This window comes from Aliiroseovarius subalbicans (genome assembly GCF_022678625.1).
Taxonomy (GTDB): Bacteria; Pseudomonadota; Alphaproteobacteria; order Rhodobacterales; family Rhodobacteraceae; genus Aliiroseovarius_A; species Aliiroseovarius_A subalbicans.
The window spans coordinates 356471-372667 of record NZ_JALBYQ010000001.1 but is presented as its reverse complement, the minus strand read 5'-3'; the positions used below and the strand labels follow the sequence as shown (position 1 = coordinate 372667).

The following is a 16197-nucleotide window of genomic DNA, read 5'->3' as shown; positions in this document are numbered from 1 at the left end:
GGGGCTTTTCCCGCCCGCGCGCCCGTGTCATGTTGCAGGCGCAACGAACGGAGCGCGCGATGCTGAAACTGCACAATTACTTTCGATCCTCGACCTCGGCGCGGCTGCGGGCGGCGTTGAACTTGAAGGGCCTGGACTATGAATACCTGTCCTATGCCCTGTTGAAGGACGAGACGAAAACACCTGAATTCCTTGCGAAAAACCCCGCCGGCCTTGTGCCGGTTCTGGAGCTTGAGGACGGCACAAACCTTGTGCAATCGCTGGCGATCATCGAATGGCTGAACGAAGTACACCCCGAACCGCCCCTGCTGCCCGCCGACCCGGTGGGGCGCGCGCGCGTGCGGGCGATCAGCTATATGGTGGCCTGTGAAGTTCACCCGTTGAACAATCTCAGAGTGCTGCAACATGTTGAGGCCACGCTGGGTGGCGACAAGGCGGACTGGTTTCGCCATTGGGTCGGCGTTACCTTCCCGGCGATCGAAGCGATGCTGGCAGGCAGCCCGGACACTGGCACCTTCTGCCACGGCGACACCCCCGGTATGGCTGACATCTGCCTGTACGCACAGGTTTGGAACAACCGACGCTTCGAGGTGGACATGGCGCCTTATCCGGTGATCACACGCATCTTTGAGGCGCTGGACGCCCTGCCCGCCTTCGCCGACGCCGCACCACCGAAGCAGCCCGACGCCGTTTGAACCGGGTGCCGGAATGTTTTAAAAATTCCGGTCCGAATTCTTAGAAAGAATTCGTTTACCGCGGGGCCATGCGGATCGCGCCGTCCAAACGGATCACTTCGCCGTTCAGCATCGAGTTCTCAACGATATGTCGCGCCATCGCGGCATATTCCGCCGGGTCGCCCAGACGCGACGGGAATGGCACCTGCGCGCCCAGACTGTCCTGCACCTCTTGCGGCAGGCCTTCCAGCAGCGGGGTTTTGAACAGACCCGGCGCGATGGTGACCACGCGCACGCCTTCGCCCGACAGGTCGCGGGCCATCGGCAAGGTCATCCCCACCACACCGCCCTTGGAGGCGGCATAGGCCAATTGGCCGATCTGGCCGTCAAAGGCCGCAACAGACGCCGTGTTCACGATCACGCCGCGTTCGCCGTCGTCCGTCACCGGGTCGGCGTTCACCATGCCCGCCGCCGATTGGCTGGCGCAGTTGAACGACCCGATCAGGTTCACGCCGATCACCTTGGCGAACAGGCCAGCATCATGCGCTTCGCCCTTCGACACGGTCTTGGCGGCCGGGCCGATGCCGGCGCAGTTCACCATCACGCGTTCCTGGCCATGCACCGCACGCAGGGTTTCGAAGCCCTCGGCAACCGAGGTCGGATCGGACACGTCGACACGGGCGAAGGCCCCGCCAAGCTCGGCGGCAAGCGCCTGCCCGCCCTCTTCATTCAGATCGAAGATGCCAACCTTGGCACCAGCCGCGGCAAAGCCGCGTGCGACGGCGGCGCCCAGGCCGGACGCCCCGCCCGACACGACGATTGCGGTGTTTTCAGTGATGTCCATGGCCAAGCCTCCCGGTAAAAGTTGGCTCAGCCCTAGCATTAATTGCACAAGCGTTCAATAAATCCCGCGCCCCGTTACGCAGCGTCCCCTGCCAGAACCGGCTTCAGCCCGTCCACCGGCCCCAGCGCCCGCATCGCGCCGAATTGGGTCAGGAACACCTGGCCCGTCAGCTCGTCCAGGAAATGGGTGCGGTGCAAGCGGTCCATCACCGGGCCTTTCACCTCGGACAGGTGCAGTGTGATTCCCATGTCGGACAGCTGACGGTTGATCTCCTCCAGCGCCTCAAGTGCGGACAGGTCGATCTCGTTCACCGCCGAGCACATCAGCACCACGTGTTTCACCGGTTGCCCCTGGCCAACCCGGTCCAGCAGGTAATCCTCGATGAAGCGCGAATTGGCGAAATACAGGTTTTCGTCCAGCCGCAGCGTCACCAGTTCCGGGTGGGTCAGCACATCATGCCGATTGATGTTGCGGAAATGCTCGGTGCCGGGGACCAGCCCGACCTCGGCGATATGCGGCCGCGAGGTTTTGTACAGGAACAGCGCAATCGACAGGATCACGCCAGAGCTGACGCCGATTTCCACTCCGAACACAAGCGTCAGAAGGATCGTCGCAGCCACGGCGGTGAAATCAGCCCGGTGATAGCCCCAGGTCTTTTTCAAGATCGTGAAATCCACCAGGCTCAACACCGCGACGATGATCGTGGCGGCAAGCGTGGCTTTGGGAAGGAAGAACAATAGTGGCGTGAGGAACAGGGCGGCCCCGGCGATGCCCACGGCGGTGAAGGCCCCCGCGGCTGGCGTTTCCGCGCCCGCGTCGAAATTCACCACCGAGCGGGCAAAGCCCCCGGTCACCGGATAGCCGCCCGAGATTGCTGCCGCCACGTTCGATGCGCCCAGGCCTACAAGCTCCTGATCCGGAGTGATGCGCTGGCGTTTCTTGGCCGCAAGCGTCTGCGCCACCGAGATGCTTTCGACAAACCCGATGATGGAAATCAGCACGGCCGAGCCGAACAACGAAGCCCAAAGTTCGGCATCGAACGACGGCATCGTCAGCGGCGGCAGGCCTTGCGGCACGTCGCCCACGATGGCCACGCCGCGCGACGACAAATCAAAGCCCCAGCTGAGCAGCGTGGTCACGGCCACCGCGCCCACCGGCCCGGCCTTGGCCAGAATATCCGCCAACCGCGGCTTCAGCCCCAGCGACAACAGCAGCGGCTTCAGCCCCTTGCGCACCCAGAACAGGAACGCGACAGACCCCGCGCCAATGGCAAAGGTGATCAGGTTGGCGTCCCCAAGATGCGCGAACAGTGAGCGCAGGATCTCAAGCAGGGAATGGCCATGGGCATCAATGCCCAGAATGTGTTTCATTTGGCTGACCGCGATGATCATACCCGAGGCCGTGATGAAGCCCGCAATCACAGGGTGCGACAGGAAATTGGCCAGAAACCCCAACCGGAACACGCCCATGACCAGCAGGATCAGGCCCGACAGGAACGCCAGCGTGATCGCCGCCATCGCATATTCCGCCGTGCCCTGCAGCGCCAGGTTTCCCACGGCAGCGGCGGTCATCAGCGATACAACTGCAACCGGCCCCACCGCCAACGCGCGCGAGGTGCCGAAGATTGCATAAGCCACCAACGGCAGGATCGAGGCGTAAAGCCCCATTTCCGCCGGCAGCCCCGCCAACAACGCATAGGCAAGCGATTGCGGGATCAGCATGATCGTCACGATCACGGCGGCGACCAGGTCGGAGGTGGCCGCATCGCGGTCATAGCTTCGACCCCAGGTCAGGATCGGGAAATAACGCTTAAGCCCGCCCAGGGTCGGGCGCTTCATCTGGTAAGCCACGGCAGCCACCTTTCACAGGGGGGATCGGAGGAGTTGGGACGCGCGCCCAGGGCGTTGCCACCCGGGCGTGCATCAGATCAGTTGGCCGCGGCCATCGCCCTTGCGGCGTTCCACAGGATTTCACAGCGCGCGCCCGAGCGGCAGAAGGCGAAGATCGGCCCGTCCACCTCGTCCATCGCAGCGCGAAAGCCTTCGACGGCACGCTCGGTCAGCTCGCGAGTGCCCATCGGCACATAGCGCGCCTCGACCCCCGCGGCCTCACAGGCTTCGACAATGTCGTTCCAGCACGGCTGGCCCGCCTCTTCGCCATCCGGGCGGTTCATCATCACGCATTTGAACCCGGCCTGAGCGATCACCGCCACATCGGCCGGCGTGATCTGGGGCGCGACCGTCACCTGGTCATTCAGTTTCTTGACTTGCATATCGGCCTCCTTACAGCGCGTTCACGGGGACTTTGAGCATCGGGTTGCCGTCGTCATCCGCCGGCACCTCGCCCGCGCGCATGTTGACCTGCAACGACGGGATGATCAGCTTCGGCACCGCCAGCTGCGCATCGCGCTCGGTGCGGAACTTGACGAAATCTTCCTTCGTCGCGCCGCCGCCCACGTGGATGTTGTGCGCTTTTTCGTCCGCCACCGAGGTTTCCCATTCGATGTCACGCCCGTTGGGGCCGTAATCGTGGCACATGAACAAGCGGGTTTCTTCCGGCAGCGCCAGGACCTTCTGGATCGAGTCATAAAGCTCTGCCGCGTCGCCGCCGGGGAAATCGGCGCGCGCGCTGCCACCGTCGGGCATGAACAGCGTGTCGCCAACGAACCCGACATCGCCCACCACATGGGTCATGCAGGCGGGCGTGTGGCCCGGTGTGTGGATTGCCACGACCTGCATCGTGCCGATCTGATAAGTGTCGCCATCAGTGAACAACGCGTCAAACTGGCTCCCGTCGCGCTGGAATTCGGTGCCTTCGTTGAAGACCTTGCCGAAAGTTTCCTGCACCACGGTGATCTGTTCACCGATGCCGATCTTGCCGCCCAGTTTCGACTGGATATAGGGCGCAGCGGACAGGTGGTCGGCGTGCACATGGGTTTCGATCAGCCATTCCAGCTCAAGCTCGTTGTCCTGGATGAACGCGATGATCTCATCGGCGTTGTCATAGGTGATGCGGCCAGCGAAATAGTCGATGTCCATGACTGAATCAATCACCGCGCAGGATTTCGAATTCGGGTCCTTCACGACATAGGAGATCGTGTTGGTGGCCGCGTCGAAAAAGGGCGTGACCTCGGGTTTCACTTGGATGTTGGAAGGATAGGCGTTCATGACGTTTTCCCTTTCATTCTGCGGGGTTGACCGCGGTGGTGTTGCGAAGTGCTTTGCGTTTTTGCGTGACCGCCATCATCCAGCGGGCCGCGAAGATGCCTGCGATCAGCGAGGCGGTGAAGATGAGGACCGACGAATTGCCGCTGCCCAACATCGGGATCGAAGCGCCGGGACAGAAGCCCGAGATGCCCCAGCCCACCCCGAACAGGGCCGAGCCGCCGACAAGCCGCGCGTCGATGACTTTCGAGGTGGGCACACTGAACGTCGGCTCAAACATCGGCTTGGGCTGTTTCAACACGGCGCGATAGCCGAAGAAGGTGACGATCACCGCCCCGCCCATCACGAAGGCCAGGCTGGGATCCCAGGGGCCGAACACGTCGAAAAAGTTGATGACTTTCGCGGGGTTGCCCATGCCGGACATGGAAATGCCCAGGCCAAAGATCAGGCCGGCGGCGTAGATGAAGATCAACTGCATGGCTCAGGCTCCGATCAGGTGGCGGACGACAAAGACCGTCAGGCCCGTGGTCAGCATGAAGGTCAGGGTGGCGACGATCGAGCGGCGCGACAGGCGCGCCAGCCCACAGACCCCATGGCCCGAGGTGCAGCCCGAGCCATAGGTCACGCCGATGCCCACCAAAAAGCCGCCGATCACCATCATCGGCACCGTCACAGGCACCTGAACCGCGGGCATCTGCCCGGCAATCGCCAGATAGACCAAAGGTCCGGTCAGCATGCCCGCCAGTATGGCGGCGCGCCAGGCCCAGTCGGAACTGGACGAAGGGTTCATAAAGCCGGCCAGAATGCCGGTCGCCCCCAGCACGTTGCCACGGGTCCACATCAAAAGAACGGTGCCCAGCCCGATCAGGGCGCCACCGATCGCGGCAGAGTAAGGGGTGAAGGCGGTTTCGATCATTGTCTTGTTTCTCGCTTGGTCGTAATTGTTCGCTTGCGTTTGATATGGATCAAATTGTGGCCATGTAAACCCCTAACATTCACTTTTTTGAATATTTAAGCGCTCGATCGCGCAAAGAAAAATCCCGCGCGCCGGGAGGCACGCGGGATCTTGTTGTTTTCAAAGGTAAAGGTTGGCCTGAATTACTCCACGACTTCCTTTACCAAGCCGTCCAGAAGCGCCTGAACTTCCTGCATTTCGCCTTCAGGATACTTGCGATACCCGACGACGACTTCACCGCCCTGATCGGCCACGAAGATGCCGTAAGGGCAATGCGCGATGTTCATCGGGTTGGCTTCCATCACTTTGCGGCTGGTCACGGCCGAGCAGAACAGGAAAATGTCGGCTGCAGCAAACAACTCCACGTCGCTGCCCACGTCGGCGCCAGTGCGCGCCAACATCTCGCCAGTGTGCGAGACATAGTCGATCACCAGACCGGCGCCCACGATGGCGCTTTCGACCGCAAAGGTCGCGTCTTCGAAGCTGCCGTCGAACGGATAGGTCACAGCGGGGCTGCCGTGGTTGTCAGCCAGCGCGGTGGTTGCGGTCAGGGCCAGGGCGGCCGTAGCGGTCAGAATTTTATACATCGGGAATCCTCCTCAGGTGTCTGGAATGAAAATGGCAGGGCCACGCGGGCCCTGCCTTGATCTTGGTCAACAGGTTCGGGGTTAACCGAACATGTCCGAGGTGATGCCGGCATACCAACCGACGCTTTCCTCAAACGTCGCCTGACGCAGCTCGGCGTCTTCGCCGGTCTTCGAGATGAAGCCATCGACCTTGGCGATCTTTTCATCGGTCGCCTCGTAAGATGCGCCGACTTTCACACCGTCATTGGTGTCGATCAGCGACCAGCAGGTGTTGGTGAACTTGGCCGGGAACAGTTTCGACCCGGTCAGCGCCGAGCGCACGGCCATCGCCGCGACTTTCGCCTGGCTGTTGGCGGCAAAGCCCGATTTCGGCATGTCACCCTGGTTCGAAGCATCGCCCAACACGTGGATGTTTTCATCGACCTTCGACTGCATCGTGTGCGCGATCACCGGCGCCCAATTGCCTTCGGTGATACCCGCCATGTCGCAGATCTTGCCCGCTTTCATCGCCGGGATGACGTTGCAGACGTCGACCTTGTTGACGTCGCCGTCGATGGTCAGGGTCATGTCATGCGGGTTCACCGACACGTTGCCGCCACCGAAATCGGCCCCGACCCAGTCGATCATGCCGTCATAATGGTTGCCCCAACCTTCCTGGAACAGCGCCATCTTCGAGAACTTCTCTTTCGGGTCCGCGATCAGGATCTTGGCCGTCGGGTTCTTTTCCTTCAGGATATGCGCGACCATCGAGATCCGCTCATAGGGCCCGGGAGGGCAACGGAACGGGTTCGGCGGGGCCACCATCGCAAAGGTGCCACCCTCGGGCATCGCTTCGATCTGCGCCTTGAGCAGCTCCGACTGCGACCCGGCCTTGTAAGCGTGCGGCATCTTGTTCTGCGCACTGATGTCCCAGCCTTCAACCGCGCCGTCGACGAAATCGATACCCGGCGACAGGATCAGGCGGTCATAGTTCAGAGTCGCGCCACCGGCCAGCGTCACCGTCTTCGCCTCGCGGTCGATGCCCGTGGCCCAGTCATGCACCACGTTGATGCCGTATTCCGCGGCCAGCGTGCCATAGGAATGCGCGATCGAACCCAGATCCCGGAACCCGGCCATATAGAGGTTCGAGAAGAAGCAGGTGTAATAGGTGCGCGTGGGTTCGACCAACGTCACCTCGATCTCACCTTTCGAATCCTTGGCGATATAGCGGGCAGCGGTCGCGCCCCCTGCCCCGCCGCCGATTACGACGACCTTGGGTTTGCCGTGTCCGGCTGCGTGTACCATCGGGGCCGACAGGCTGGCAGCAGCTGCCGCACCTGCGGTGGCGCCCAGAAATCCGCGTCTGTTGAGCTTCATAGTGATCTCCTCCCTTGGGGGTGTGGCCGTGTTATTCCACGGCCTCAAAATACGCGGCAAGCGCCGCAATCTCATCATTGGACAGGCGCGCCGACATCATCTGCATGACGGGATGCGGGCGGAATTTGTCCTTGTAGGCGTGCATGGCGATCACGAAATCCTCGGCCGGCCAGCCGATGATGCCGGGGATACCGTCGTTGTCGCCGGTCAACTGGTGACAGGTCGTGCATTCCGACGACAGATATTCGCCGTATTCCGGGTCGCCCTGGATCGCCAGAATGGTCGGATCGACCGAGTGGTCGGTGCCGGTGATCGTCGGCGCAGCCTCGGGGATGTTTTGCGGATTGTCCGAATATTGACGCAGGAACGCCAGAAGATCGGCGCGCTTGGCCTCGTCCTTCAGACCTTTGTAGTTCATCCGCGTATCCGAGGCGAAGGCCTTGGGGTTCTGCACATAGCGGTCCAGCTTGTCGAAATCCCACAACAGGCCGTCTTTGCCCATCCGGGCCAGGCCCTTGGAATACTTGAACCCGTCCACCGCCCCCGCGCGGCGGCCGAAAATGCCGTTCAGCTGCGGGCCAACGCGGTTCTTGGCGCCCGTCCCCACGGAATGGCAGGCCTTACATTCATTGAAGATCTTCAGCCCGGCTTCGGCGTCACCGAATTCATTTGCCGAAGCGGTCGAGGCGGTGGTGGCGGCAACAAGACCGGCCACCAGTGTCTTACGAATCTTTTCCATGCCGCACCAATACGCCAGTATACATCTGCACTCAATAATTATAATATGTTAATGCCTGCATGTTTGCAAGTTTCTTGCGCGCCTACCAAACGTCCGGATCGACGCCTTGTTCGGCCAGATGCTCGAACTTCGCTTGCAGAAACCGCTGGAAATGCTGGTTTTGATAGGCATCCGTCGCCACGAACTCCAGCGACGACAGGTAATGGAATGGTTTCAGATAACCCGGAAGGCGAAACGCTTCGGCAGCGCGCGCATTTTGAGGCACATCCCCGTCCAGACTGAACATCAGCGTCATGGGCGTGAAATTCACCCCCCATTTGACCGCCAGGGCCCGTTCCTCCAACGCCTCACCGTCGAAATCCACCACTTCACGCGCGCCGAACATGTCCAGCTGAACCACGACATAATGTTCGGTTAGAAAGCTGACGATTTCGTTTCGGGCGAAATTCACCTCATGCAACTCGCGGCAATAGGGGCATCCGGCCTGTTCGAACAGGATCAACAGATCCTTGCCCTCGGCGGCGGCCTCGGCCAGGTCGTCTTGCATTTCAAGAAAACTGTCCAGGAACCAGGGCTGTTTGTGCAACCCGTCGTCGCCCAGCTCGGCGGCCAGACTGACCCCGGCAAAAACAATGAGAAAAGCGAAAGCGCGTGCAATCTGTTTCATGTCGTCCCCCTTGTTAGAGGCAAGACTAGCACGAAACCCGTGTTTTCAAAAAATCACGGCGCCGCGAGTTGCCCCGCGACGCCGTTTTCACAACCGTTTTCGGGTCTTTACTGCGAAACCGATTTCAGGAATTCGATGATCGCAGCCTGATCCTTGTCCTTCTTCAGACCGGCAAAGGACATCTTGTTGCCCTTCAGGAACTTGCGCGGGTTGGCCAGATACCCGGCCAGGTTTTCCGCGTCCCAGACCATGCCGCCCTCGCCCGCCGCGATCAGCACTTTCGAGAAGCCGAAGCCCTCAGCAGTCCCGGCGGTGCGATTAAACACGTCGTTCAGGATCGGGCCAGTGCCGTGCTTGGCGCCGTCACCGATCTTGTGGCAGGCCTTGCACTTCTTGAAGACCTTTTCGCCGGCCTTAACCAGATCCGCGTCCAGCTCCATCGGCGCGGCGGCCTCTTCGGCGGGTGCTTCCGGTGCGGCTTCCTCGGCCGGGGCCTCCGGCTCGGCAGCAGCCTCGGTCTCACCACTGTCGGCATTGCGCGGGTTGGTCGCTTCGACCATCGCCTGAATGGTGCGGGCTTTGGTTTCCTCGGGCGTCACGTCCAGAACGGCCGCACGCATGGTGATTTCCACGCTGTCCTTACAGTCGGACATGCAACGTTCGGTGAAGTTCGGGTATTCCGTTTCAGCCCGGTCATCCACGATAAACCCGCCGGCATTCGGAAGCTCGACCCCCGCGAAGGTTTCGTTCGACAGGACGAAATCGTCATCGACCAGGTCGTTCGAATAGAGGATGTAGGCGACGATCGCATAGACCTCGTCATCCGACAGCGTCTGCGCGTTGCCGAACGGCATCGAGCGTCGCACATAGTCGAACGTGGTCGACAGATACGGCCAATAGGAGCCGACCGTCTTGAGCGGATCTTCGTGGTCCAGCGTGTCGGCACCACCAGCCAGTTTCGGCCAGTTGTCGACACCTTCGGCAAAGTCACCGTGGCAGACCGCGCAATAGTCGGCGAACAGCTCTTCGCCCACCAGCACGTCACCCGACCCGGCGGGCAGGTTGGACCCGTCCGTCGCGATATCGATGTCCCAAGCCGCGATCTCATCGGGCAGCGCGGGGCGGCCCAGGCCAAGCTTTTCAGCCATCAACGGCGTGGCGGTCAGACCCACCAACGCCGTGGCCAGCATGAATTTAGGAAATTTCGACATTTTCTGCCTCCCCGTCCGCTTTGACCCACCAGGTCTGGATGCAGTTGTTGTGATAGATCGAGTTCAGACCGCGCACTTCGCGCAGCTGATCTTTCGTCGGCTGTACATAGCCGGTTTCGTCAATCGCCCGCGATTGCAGGAACATCTCCTGACCGTCCCAGTCGATGTCCAGATAGAAGCGGGTCAGCGCCATCTTCTTGCCCGGCTCGGCCAAGCGGGCCTCTTGCCAGGTCTTGCCGCCGTCCAGCGTCACGTCGACGCCGGTGATCGCACCATTGCCCGACCAGGCAAGGCCGGTGATGACCAACGGGCCCTTGCCGTGCTTGATCGGCGCCTGCGGGCTGGGGCTGGTGACGATGGATTTCGCATCCATGACCCAGGTCCACTTGCGCGAGGTGCCGTCTTCCAGCGTGTCGGTGTATTTCGAAGTCTCTTCGCGGCTTTCGACTGGCGCGTCCATGATCTCGATCCGACGCAGCCACTTGACCCACATGTTGCCTTCCCAACCGGGAACAACCAGGCGGACCGGGTAACCGTGCTCTTTGCGCAGCGCTTCGCCGTTGGCCTTGAAGGCCACCATGCAATCGTCCAGCGCCTTCTCAATCGGGATCGAGCGGCCGTTCGACGACGCGTCGGCGCCTTCGACATAGACCCACTTGCCGGTCAGATCGGTCGGCAGACCGGCCTCTTCCAGCAAGGTGCGCAGGGAAACGCCGGTATATTCCATGTTGTGGATCATACCATGGGTGAACTGCGCGCCGTTCAGCTGCGCGCCGGCCCATTCCATGCCGGTGTTCGCCGCACATTCCAAAAAGAACGTCTGCTGCGACCGCGGGAAACGCTCCAGGTCTTCATAGGTGAAGACCAGCGGCGTATCGACTAGGCCGTTGATCATCAAGCGATAGTCCGACTTCTTCAGCTCGATCGCGCCCGAGTGGTGGCGTTCGAACGCACAGCCCTGCGGGGTGATTGTGCCGTCCAGCGCGTGGATCGGCGTGAAGTTGATCGACGAAATCGTGTCGGCAGTCAGCCATTCCACGTTGCGGCGCACAACGTCGCCTTCGAACTCGATCGGCATGCCATAAGGCGTTGCGTCCACACCGTCGCCCAGACCAGAGGCCCAGTCCTGCACTTCGGTGATCAGGCGCTCGCCCTCAGCCGATGCGGCCCCGGCGGTGCCGATCGCGGCCCCCGCAGCGGCAGCGCCGGTCAGGAAGCTGCGGCGCGAAGGTTTCACCCCTTCAAACTCGTCTGACATCTGTCAAATCTCCTGCTTTTCGTCGTCTTGAATATGGATCAGGCGCCCACGACCTGGACCGAGTTGTTCGGGTCCAGCTTCACAGTGCCTTGTTTCTTGATATGGTTTTCGACCACGTCCCAGATCTGCGGCCCCTCGGTGCCTTCGTTCACGCTGGCCCAGCCCGCAACCACATAGGTCTTGGACGGATCAATCGCTTCGCCGGTTTTCAGCAGGGTCATCTCGGAAATCCGTTCGCCTTGCGGCTTGGACACGTCGATCTTATAGCCCATGCCGCCGATGCGGACCATGTCGCCGCCCTGTTGATAATAAGGGTCCGGGTTGAACAGGTTGTCGCCCACGTCTTCCAGGATCGTGTGGATGAATTCACCTGTCATTTCAGTCCGGTAGGCCTCACCATAGGACATCGAGGTCACGTTCCAGATGTCTTCGCGGGTGATCTCTTGCCCCGGCAGGATGCTTGGGCCCCAGCGTACGCCGGGCGACATGGCGATGTCGGCCTCACGCTCGTTGATCAGGGCGTCACAGATCAGGTCGTCCCAGGATCCGTTGAAATTGCCGCGGCGATACAGCAGCGTGTCTGTCTTGCCGATCACTTCGCTCAGCTCGGCCTCATAGGGCGCACGCTGTTCGTCGATCACCTTGGTGATGACAGGATCGGGCGCAATCACGTCCGAGAAGATCGGGATCAGTTTGTGCTTGATGCCCATCATGCGGCCGTCGCGCACATCCAGATCGATGCGGCTGACGAATTTGCCGTTCGACCCCGACGCGATGATATAGGTCTGTTCGACCTGCACCGGTTCGGGCAGCGCATCGTGGGTGTGACCCGACAGGATCACGTCGATGCCTTTGACGCGGGTGGCCATCTTCTTGTCGACGTCGAACCCGTTGTGCGACAGGGCCACGACCAGCTCTGCGCCCATCGAACGCACTTCGTCGACCATCGCCTGCATGTTTTCGTCGCGAATACCGAAGGAGTATTCCGGGAACATCCAGCGCGGGTTGGCGATCGGCATGTAGGGGAAGGCCTGACCGATCACGGCCACCTTCACGCCACCGCGTTCGAAGAATTTGTAGGGCTTGAACAGCTCGGCGGGCTCGTCCCACTCGGCGTCAAAGATGTTCTGGCCAAGGGCGGCATAGGGCAGGCTTTCGACCAGCTCGTTCACGCGCTCAGACCCCAGGGTGAATTCCCAGTGGAAGGTCATCGCGTCGGGCTTCAGCGCGTTCATCACGTTGACCATGTCCTGACCTTCGGTCTGGAAACAGGTGTACGAGCCATGCCAGGTATCGCCGCCATCCAGCAGAAGCGCATCGGGGCGCGCGGCGCGGATCGAGTTGATCACGGTGGACACGCGGTCCAGCCCGCCGACCTTGCCATAAGCCTGCGCCAGTGACGAGAAATCATTGTAGGTCATCGCATAAGCCGAGGGCGACCCGTCTTCGATGCCGTATGCTTTGCGGAAATCGGCGCCGGTCACGTGGGGCATCTGGCCGTTGGCGTCGCCAATACCCAGGTTGATCTCGGGTTCACGAAAATAAATCGGCTTCAGCTGCGCGTGAATGTCGGTCACGTGGATCAGGCTGACGTTGCCGAACGTGTCGAACTCCAGCAGCTGGTCCTGGGTCAGCGCCTGCTGCGCGGCCAGGCGCGCCCAGTTGCCGAACCCCGAGGTGCCATACAGGGCCGATGCGGCCATGCCGACCTGAAGAAAATCGCGACGAGAGATCATGGAACAGACCCTTGGTATTATTTCAGTTGGCGGACTTATATTCGTTTTGAGGAATATGTCCAGAACGACTAAACCCCGCGACGGAAATTCTCCGTCGCGGGGTTCATGTTTTTTTTCTTAGTTACGGACAGACGGACCTTCGACCGACAGACCGTTGCCGCGCGAAGCGACATAGAGTTCCAGCGCCACGAAATCGGCAGACCCCGGGTTGAACGTTTCGGCACGGGTGTCACGAACACAGCCTTTGAAGCGCGAATGCACGCCGTTCAGCTTGGTGTTCTTCAGACGGTAGGTCGGGAACCCGTTGATCTGACCCTGCGACAGGTGGTCGGCACGGATCATGTTGCCGTAATTGTCTTCGTGACAATTGGCACAGGACAGTTCCAGCTGACCCGTCCGGGTGTAGTAGAGCTCTTTGCCCTGCTCCCAGGTGGATTGTGCCGGACCGTCAATGGCCACGTTCACCGGCATACCGCGCGAAACGGACGCCATCAGCGCTTCCATCGGGATGGAATTGCCTTTGTCGGTGCCCCAGGCTTCAGCGCCCATGCGGTTCACCCGGCAGTCGTTCATCTGCATCTGCAGCGTCCGAACTTCGCCGGCGTCTTCGTTCCACTTGGGATAGACGGCTTTCACACCGGCCATGTCCTCGGGCGCGCCGTGGCAATCCGCACAGGATTTGCCTTCGGTGCCTTCGGCAGTCGCCCAGGCTTCAGCGGCGGATTCGACCCAGATCATGCCCGGATTGTCGAAGTCATCCATCTGCATTTCTTGCGTCGTGTCCGAGCGGAAGCGCCAGCCCGACAGAACCTCACCAAGATTTTCTGCGTGGGCAGGTGCCGCGGTTTTTGTGACAATTTCGATCTCGCCGTTGATGATGAGCTCGGCTTCTTCGTCGGCCATGGCCGCCCCTGCCCCGAAGATCGAGGCAGCGGCGATGGCTGCAATGCTGGTACGCATTTGTTTTTTCATATTATTCCTCCCTGCGCGTCGCTTAGGCGACTTTGATCGACTTGGTCGTATCGTAGACGTCACCGTCATCGTCGTACCAGGTGAATTTGAAATCACCTGCTGCGTCGACAATTGCGTCGAATTCGAAATACGGGTTGGTCGAGATCGCCGCTTCCAGCGTCACATCGACGACCAGTGCGCCGTTGAATTCGCAGGTAAAGCGATTGATGATCGAACGCGGGATGAGATTGCCGTCGCCGTCTTTGCGCTGGCCGCTCTCCATCTTGTGCGAGATCAGGGTTTTCAGGGTCACCGTATCGCCTGCAGCGGCGGTTTTCGGGACTTTCACGCGGGGTTTGACACCAGATGCCATTTTTCCGTTCTCCTTTTCTTAGCCGCCACAGCCGCCGATGGTGACTTTCACCGTCGACGAGGCCTGAATGAAGCTGCCATCAGCCATCTTGGCGACAGCAACAACGTCCTGTGTGCCAGCCAGACGGATCCGGGTCGAAGCTGATTGTGCACCAGCAGCGGGACCGAAGTTGAAGGTCGCCACGCCGGGCGTCGGGTTGCCCGCAGCCAGCAGAATGATCGAAGCCGCGCCAGGCGCATCGACCGAAACCGGAACGGTGTTGCCGTTTTCGGCAATCTCGGGTGCAGTCAGGGTGATGTCACCGCTGCCCACTTCGGCACCACCGGTGAAGGCCGCGATGGCCTCGTCCGCAGCGGCGCTTGCCCGCATCGGCAGCATGGCCACGGCGGTCGCGCCGAGCCCCAGTGCCAGAGCATCACGTCGTGTGAATGTCATGTGTGTCTCCATTGAGTAGTATAGAGGATCGTCCGCCAGATGCGCTTATTTGAGCGTCATCAGGTAGGCGACCACATCTTCGATTTGCTGAGCCGAAAGCAGCGGGGCCACTTCGCCTTCATGGGCTTTGCCGGTATAGGCCTTGCCCAGGCGGATGAAGCCTTCCGTCTTGTAGAACGAGGGCATAAGCGAATCTTCGAAAGTCATCTTGGCGTTCGCCACGATGCCGCGAAGTTCAGCTTCGGTCCAGCGATCGCCGGCCCCGTCCAGAAGCGGGCCCACTTCACCTTGGAACGGCACATCGGCCAGATCCGAGATCTCGTGGCAGGCAACGCAGTTGCCCTGGCTTTTCGTGGAGACGACTTTTGCGCCCTCCATCGGATTGCCAGGCACGCCCGTCAGCGACAAAGCGACGGCACCCTCTTCATAAGTTACATTCGTAGGCGCCACCGTTTCGGCGTTTGCCATTCCCAGCCCTGCCAGCAGTGCTGCAAGCGCGATCGTTGTCCGCTTCATGTTTCCTCCCATAGACCGTTGTCCGGTCAAACTACCGACGCCGCGAAATTTCCGCAACATCAAATTCTGTTATTTGAATTAATAGTTCGTGACCGGGCAACATCCTTGCGCTGCGTCGCGGCGCGGCCTTCTTCTACTTATTTGCCTCGCGGCGCTCGTTGATCTTACGGGCATGGTATTTCTGGAAATTCTCATCGCCCAGATACCCCTCCTCGACAACCCAGGTCAGAAGATCCCCCGTAGTGCCTTTGGCGAAAGCACCGGGCATCTGAACCACCGCGGCCTCACGCGCGGTGACGCCTTCCTCAACCTCAGCGGGAAAGAACATCATCGTCGGCGTGAACATGATTCCCCATTTCATCGCCATGTCCTTTTCCGACAATGTCTCTCCGTCGAAATCTGTTACCTCAACATCGCCAAACAGGTTCACCTGCACAACGAAGTAGTGGTCCTCCAAAAGGCCCGTGATCCTGGGGTCAGGATAGACCTCTTCGTGCATCTTGGTGCAGTAGATGCAGCCGCGTTGCTCAAAGATCACCAACAGGCGCTTGCCCTCGGTGGTCGCCTCGTCCAGGTCCTCGCGCAGGTCCTTGAACGTATCGCGCATCCAGGCGGTCTTGTGCAGGCCATCGTCGCCCAATTCCGTGGCCGATACCGCCGGTAGGGCCAGCATAAGCGTGGTGAGCATTGTCATTAGAAACCGCATCGTGTCACTCCTTGTCTCAGTTCTT

General features: G+C 60.7%; 18 protein-coding genes and 1 pseudogene. 1 reads left to right on the top strand and 18 read right to left on the bottom strand.

Annotation, left to right across the window (positions count from 1 at the left end):
- The first annotated feature begins 59 nt into the window (after positions 1 to 59).
- Entirely contained in the window at positions 60 to 695 is a 636-nt protein-coding gene (gene maiA, locus MN188_RS01840) for a maleylacetoacetate isomerase (protein WP_242105291.1), read from the top strand.
- Positions 696 to 750: 55 nt separating this feature from the next.
- Here the strand turns inward: maiA and MN188_RS01835 are convergent, their stop codons facing one another.
- From MN188_RS01835 to MN188_RS01750, 18 genes and pseudogenes are all read right to left on the bottom strand, one after another.
- Positions 751 to 1518 carry an SDR family NAD(P)-dependent oxidoreductase gene (locus tag MN188_RS01835; protein WP_242105211.1) on the bottom strand — a complete coding sequence of 256 codons (768 nt, stop codon included), beginning with the start codon at positions 1516 to 1518 and terminating at the stop codon, positions 751 to 753.
- Positions 1519 to 1592: 74 nt separating this feature from the next.
- Complete coding sequence (locus MN188_RS01830) at positions 1593 to 3356, bottom strand: SulP family inorganic anion transporter (protein WP_242107322.1); 1764 nt, start codon at positions 3354 to 3356, stop codon at positions 1593 to 1595.
- An 89-nt stretch (positions 3357 to 3445) separates the two neighbouring features.
- Positions 3446 to 3790, bottom strand: coding sequence for a protein tyrosine phosphatase family protein (locus tag MN188_RS01825; protein WP_242105210.1), 345 nt, complete (start codon positions 3788 to 3790; stop codon positions 3446 to 3448).
- 10 nt (positions 3791 to 3800) lie between these two features.
- A complete protein-coding gene (locus tag MN188_RS01820; protein WP_242105199.1) occupies positions 3801 to 4685 on the bottom strand; it encodes an MBL fold metallo-hydrolase in 885 nt (294 codons plus the stop codon).
- Positions 4686 to 4698: 13 nt separating this feature from the next.
- Positions 4699 to 5160, bottom strand: coding sequence for a DUF6691 family protein (locus tag MN188_RS01815; RefSeq protein ID WP_242105189.1), 462 nt, complete (start codon positions 5158 to 5160; stop codon positions 4699 to 4701).
- A gap of 3 nt (positions 5161 to 5163) precedes the next feature.
- Positions 5164 to 5613, bottom strand: a pseudogene (locus MN188_RS01810) (YeeE/YedE family protein); the annotation flags it as partial.
- Positions 5614 to 5780: 167 nt separating this feature from the next.
- Entirely contained in the window at positions 5781 to 6224 is a 444-nt protein-coding gene (locus MN188_RS01805) for a DUF302 domain-containing protein (RefSeq protein ID WP_242105178.1), read from the bottom strand.
- Positions 6225 to 6305: 81 nt separating this feature from the next.
- Positions 6306 to 7580, bottom strand: coding sequence for an NAD(P)/FAD-dependent oxidoreductase (locus MN188_RS01800; protein ID WP_242105169.1), 1275 nt, complete (start codon positions 7578 to 7580; stop codon positions 6306 to 6308).
- A gap of 31 nt (positions 7581 to 7611) precedes the next feature.
- The gene (locus MN188_RS01795; RefSeq protein ID WP_242105167.1) at positions 7612 to 8319 is read right to left on the bottom strand and encodes a c-type cytochrome; all 708 of its coding nucleotides are present in this window, start codon (positions 8317 to 8319) and stop codon (positions 7612 to 7614) included.
- 82 nt (positions 8320 to 8401) lie between these two features.
- A complete protein-coding gene (locus tag MN188_RS01790) occupies positions 8402 to 8986 on the bottom strand; it encodes a thioredoxin family protein (protein ID WP_242105165.1) in 585 nt (194 codons plus the stop codon).
- Positions 8987 to 9093: 107 nt separating this feature from the next.
- The gene (locus tag MN188_RS01785) at positions 9094 to 10197 is read right to left on the bottom strand and encodes a c-type cytochrome (RefSeq protein WP_242105163.1); all 1104 of its coding nucleotides are present in this window, start codon (positions 10195 to 10197) and stop codon (positions 9094 to 9096) included.
- The gene (gene soxC / locus MN188_RS01780; protein ID WP_242105162.1) at positions 10181 to 11455 is read right to left on the bottom strand and encodes a sulfite dehydrogenase; all 1275 of its coding nucleotides are present in this window, start codon (positions 11453 to 11455) and stop codon (positions 10181 to 10183) included. The genes MN188_RS01785 and soxC overlap by 17 nt, the downstream gene beginning before the upstream one ends.
- 38 nt (positions 11456 to 11493) lie before the next feature.
- Positions 11494 to 13191, bottom strand: a complete 1698-nt coding sequence (gene soxB / locus MN188_RS01775) for a thiosulfohydrolase SoxB (protein WP_242105160.1) — start codon at positions 13189 to 13191, stop codon at positions 11494 to 11496.
- A 117-nt stretch (positions 13192 to 13308) separates the two neighbouring features.
- On the bottom strand, positions 13309 to 14163 hold the full coding sequence (gene soxA / locus MN188_RS01770) for a sulfur oxidation c-type cytochrome SoxA (RefSeq protein WP_242105158.1): 855 nt from the start codon (positions 14161 to 14163) through the stop codon (positions 13309 to 13311).
- A 22-nt stretch (positions 14164 to 14185) separates the two neighbouring features.
- The gene (gene soxZ, locus MN188_RS01765) at positions 14186 to 14515 is read right to left on the bottom strand and encodes a thiosulfate oxidation carrier complex protein SoxZ (RefSeq protein ID WP_242105148.1); all 330 of its coding nucleotides are present in this window, start codon (positions 14513 to 14515) and stop codon (positions 14186 to 14188) included.
- Positions 14516 to 14533: 18 nt separating this feature from the next.
- The gene (soxY, locus tag MN188_RS01760) at positions 14534 to 14950 is read right to left on the bottom strand and encodes a thiosulfate oxidation carrier protein SoxY (protein WP_242105146.1); all 417 of its coding nucleotides are present in this window, start codon (positions 14948 to 14950) and stop codon (positions 14534 to 14536) included.
- Positions 14951 to 14995: 45 nt separating this feature from the next.
- Positions 14996 to 15466 (bottom strand): sulfur oxidation c-type cytochrome SoxX, encoded by a 471-nt coding sequence (gene soxX / locus MN188_RS01755; protein ID WP_242105144.1) that lies wholly within the window; start codon positions 15464 to 15466, stop codon positions 14996 to 14998.
- A gap of 133 nt (positions 15467 to 15599) precedes the next feature.
- A complete protein-coding gene (locus MN188_RS01750) occupies positions 15600 to 16172 on the bottom strand; it encodes a thioredoxin family protein (protein WP_242105142.1) in 573 nt (190 codons plus the stop codon).
- Between the last annotated feature and the right edge of the window lie 25 nt (positions 16173 to 16197).

What these genes read in the sequence shown, in the direction of transcription:
- maiA (WP_242105291.1), top strand. Translation starts at nt 60, where the DNA reads ATGCTGAAACTGCACAATTACTTTCGATCCTCGACCTCGGCGCGGCTG.
- soxC (WP_242105162.1), bottom strand. Translation starts at nt 11,455, where the DNA reads ATGTCAGACGAGTTTGAAGGGGTGAAACCTTCGCGCCGCAGCTTCCTG.
- MN188_RS01750 (WP_242105142.1), bottom strand. Translation starts at nt 16,172, where the DNA reads ATGCGGTTTCTAATGACAATGCTCACCACGCTTATGCTGGCCCTACCG.
- MN188_RS01795 (WP_242105167.1), bottom strand. Translation starts at nt 8,319, where the DNA reads ATGGAAAAGATTCGTAAGACACTGGTGGCCGGTCTTGTTGCCGCCACC.
- MN188_RS01805 (WP_242105178.1), bottom strand. Translation starts at nt 6,224, where the DNA reads ATGTATAAAATTCTGACCGCTACGGCCGCCCTGGCCCTGACCGCAACC.
- MN188_RS01820 (WP_242105199.1), bottom strand. Translation starts at nt 4,685, where the DNA reads ATGAACGCCTATCCTTCCAACATCCAAGTGAAACCCGAGGTCACGCCC.
- MN188_RS01835 (WP_242105211.1), bottom strand. Translation starts at nt 1,518, where the DNA reads ATGGACATCACTGAAAACACCGCAATCGTCGTGTCGGGCGGGGCGTCC.
- MN188_RS01830 (WP_242107322.1), bottom strand. Translation starts at nt 3,356, where the DNA reads ATGAAGCGCCCGACCCTGGGCGGGCTTAAGCGTTATTTCCCGATCCTG.
- soxX (WP_242105144.1), bottom strand. Translation starts at nt 15,466, where the DNA reads ATGAAGCGGACAACGATCGCGCTTGCAGCACTGCTGGCAGGGCTGGGA.
- soxY (WP_242105146.1), bottom strand. Translation starts at nt 14,950, where the DNA reads ATGACATTCACACGACGTGATGCTCTGGCACTGGGGCTCGGCGCGACC.
- soxZ (WP_242105148.1), bottom strand. Translation starts at nt 14,515, where the DNA reads ATGGCATCTGGTGTCAAACCCCGCGTGAAAGTCCCGAAAACCGCCGCT.
- MN188_RS01790 (WP_242105165.1), bottom strand. Translation starts at nt 8,986, where the DNA reads ATGAAACAGATTGCACGCGCTTTCGCTTTTCTCATTGTTTTTGCCGGG.
- MN188_RS01785 (WP_242105163.1), bottom strand. Translation starts at nt 10,197, where the DNA reads ATGTCGAAATTTCCTAAATTCATGCTGGCCACGGCGTTGGTGGGTCTG.
- soxB (WP_242105160.1), bottom strand. Translation starts at nt 13,191, where the DNA reads ATGATCTCTCGTCGCGATTTTCTTCAGGTCGGCATGGCCGCATCGGCC.
- MN188_RS01800 (WP_242105169.1), bottom strand. Translation starts at nt 7,580, where the DNA reads ATGAAGCTCAACAGACGCGGATTTCTGGGCGCCACCGCAGGTGCGGCA.
- soxA (WP_242105158.1), bottom strand. Translation starts at nt 14,163, where the DNA reads ATGAAAAAACAAATGCGTACCAGCATTGCAGCCATCGCCGCTGCCTCG.
- MN188_RS01815 (WP_242105189.1), bottom strand. Translation starts at nt 5,160, where the DNA reads ATGCAGTTGATCTTCATCTACGCCGCCGGCCTGATCTTTGGCCTGGGC.
- MN188_RS01825 (WP_242105210.1), bottom strand. Translation starts at nt 3,790, where the DNA reads ATGCAAGTCAAGAAACTGAATGACCAGGTGACGGTCGCGCCCCAGATC.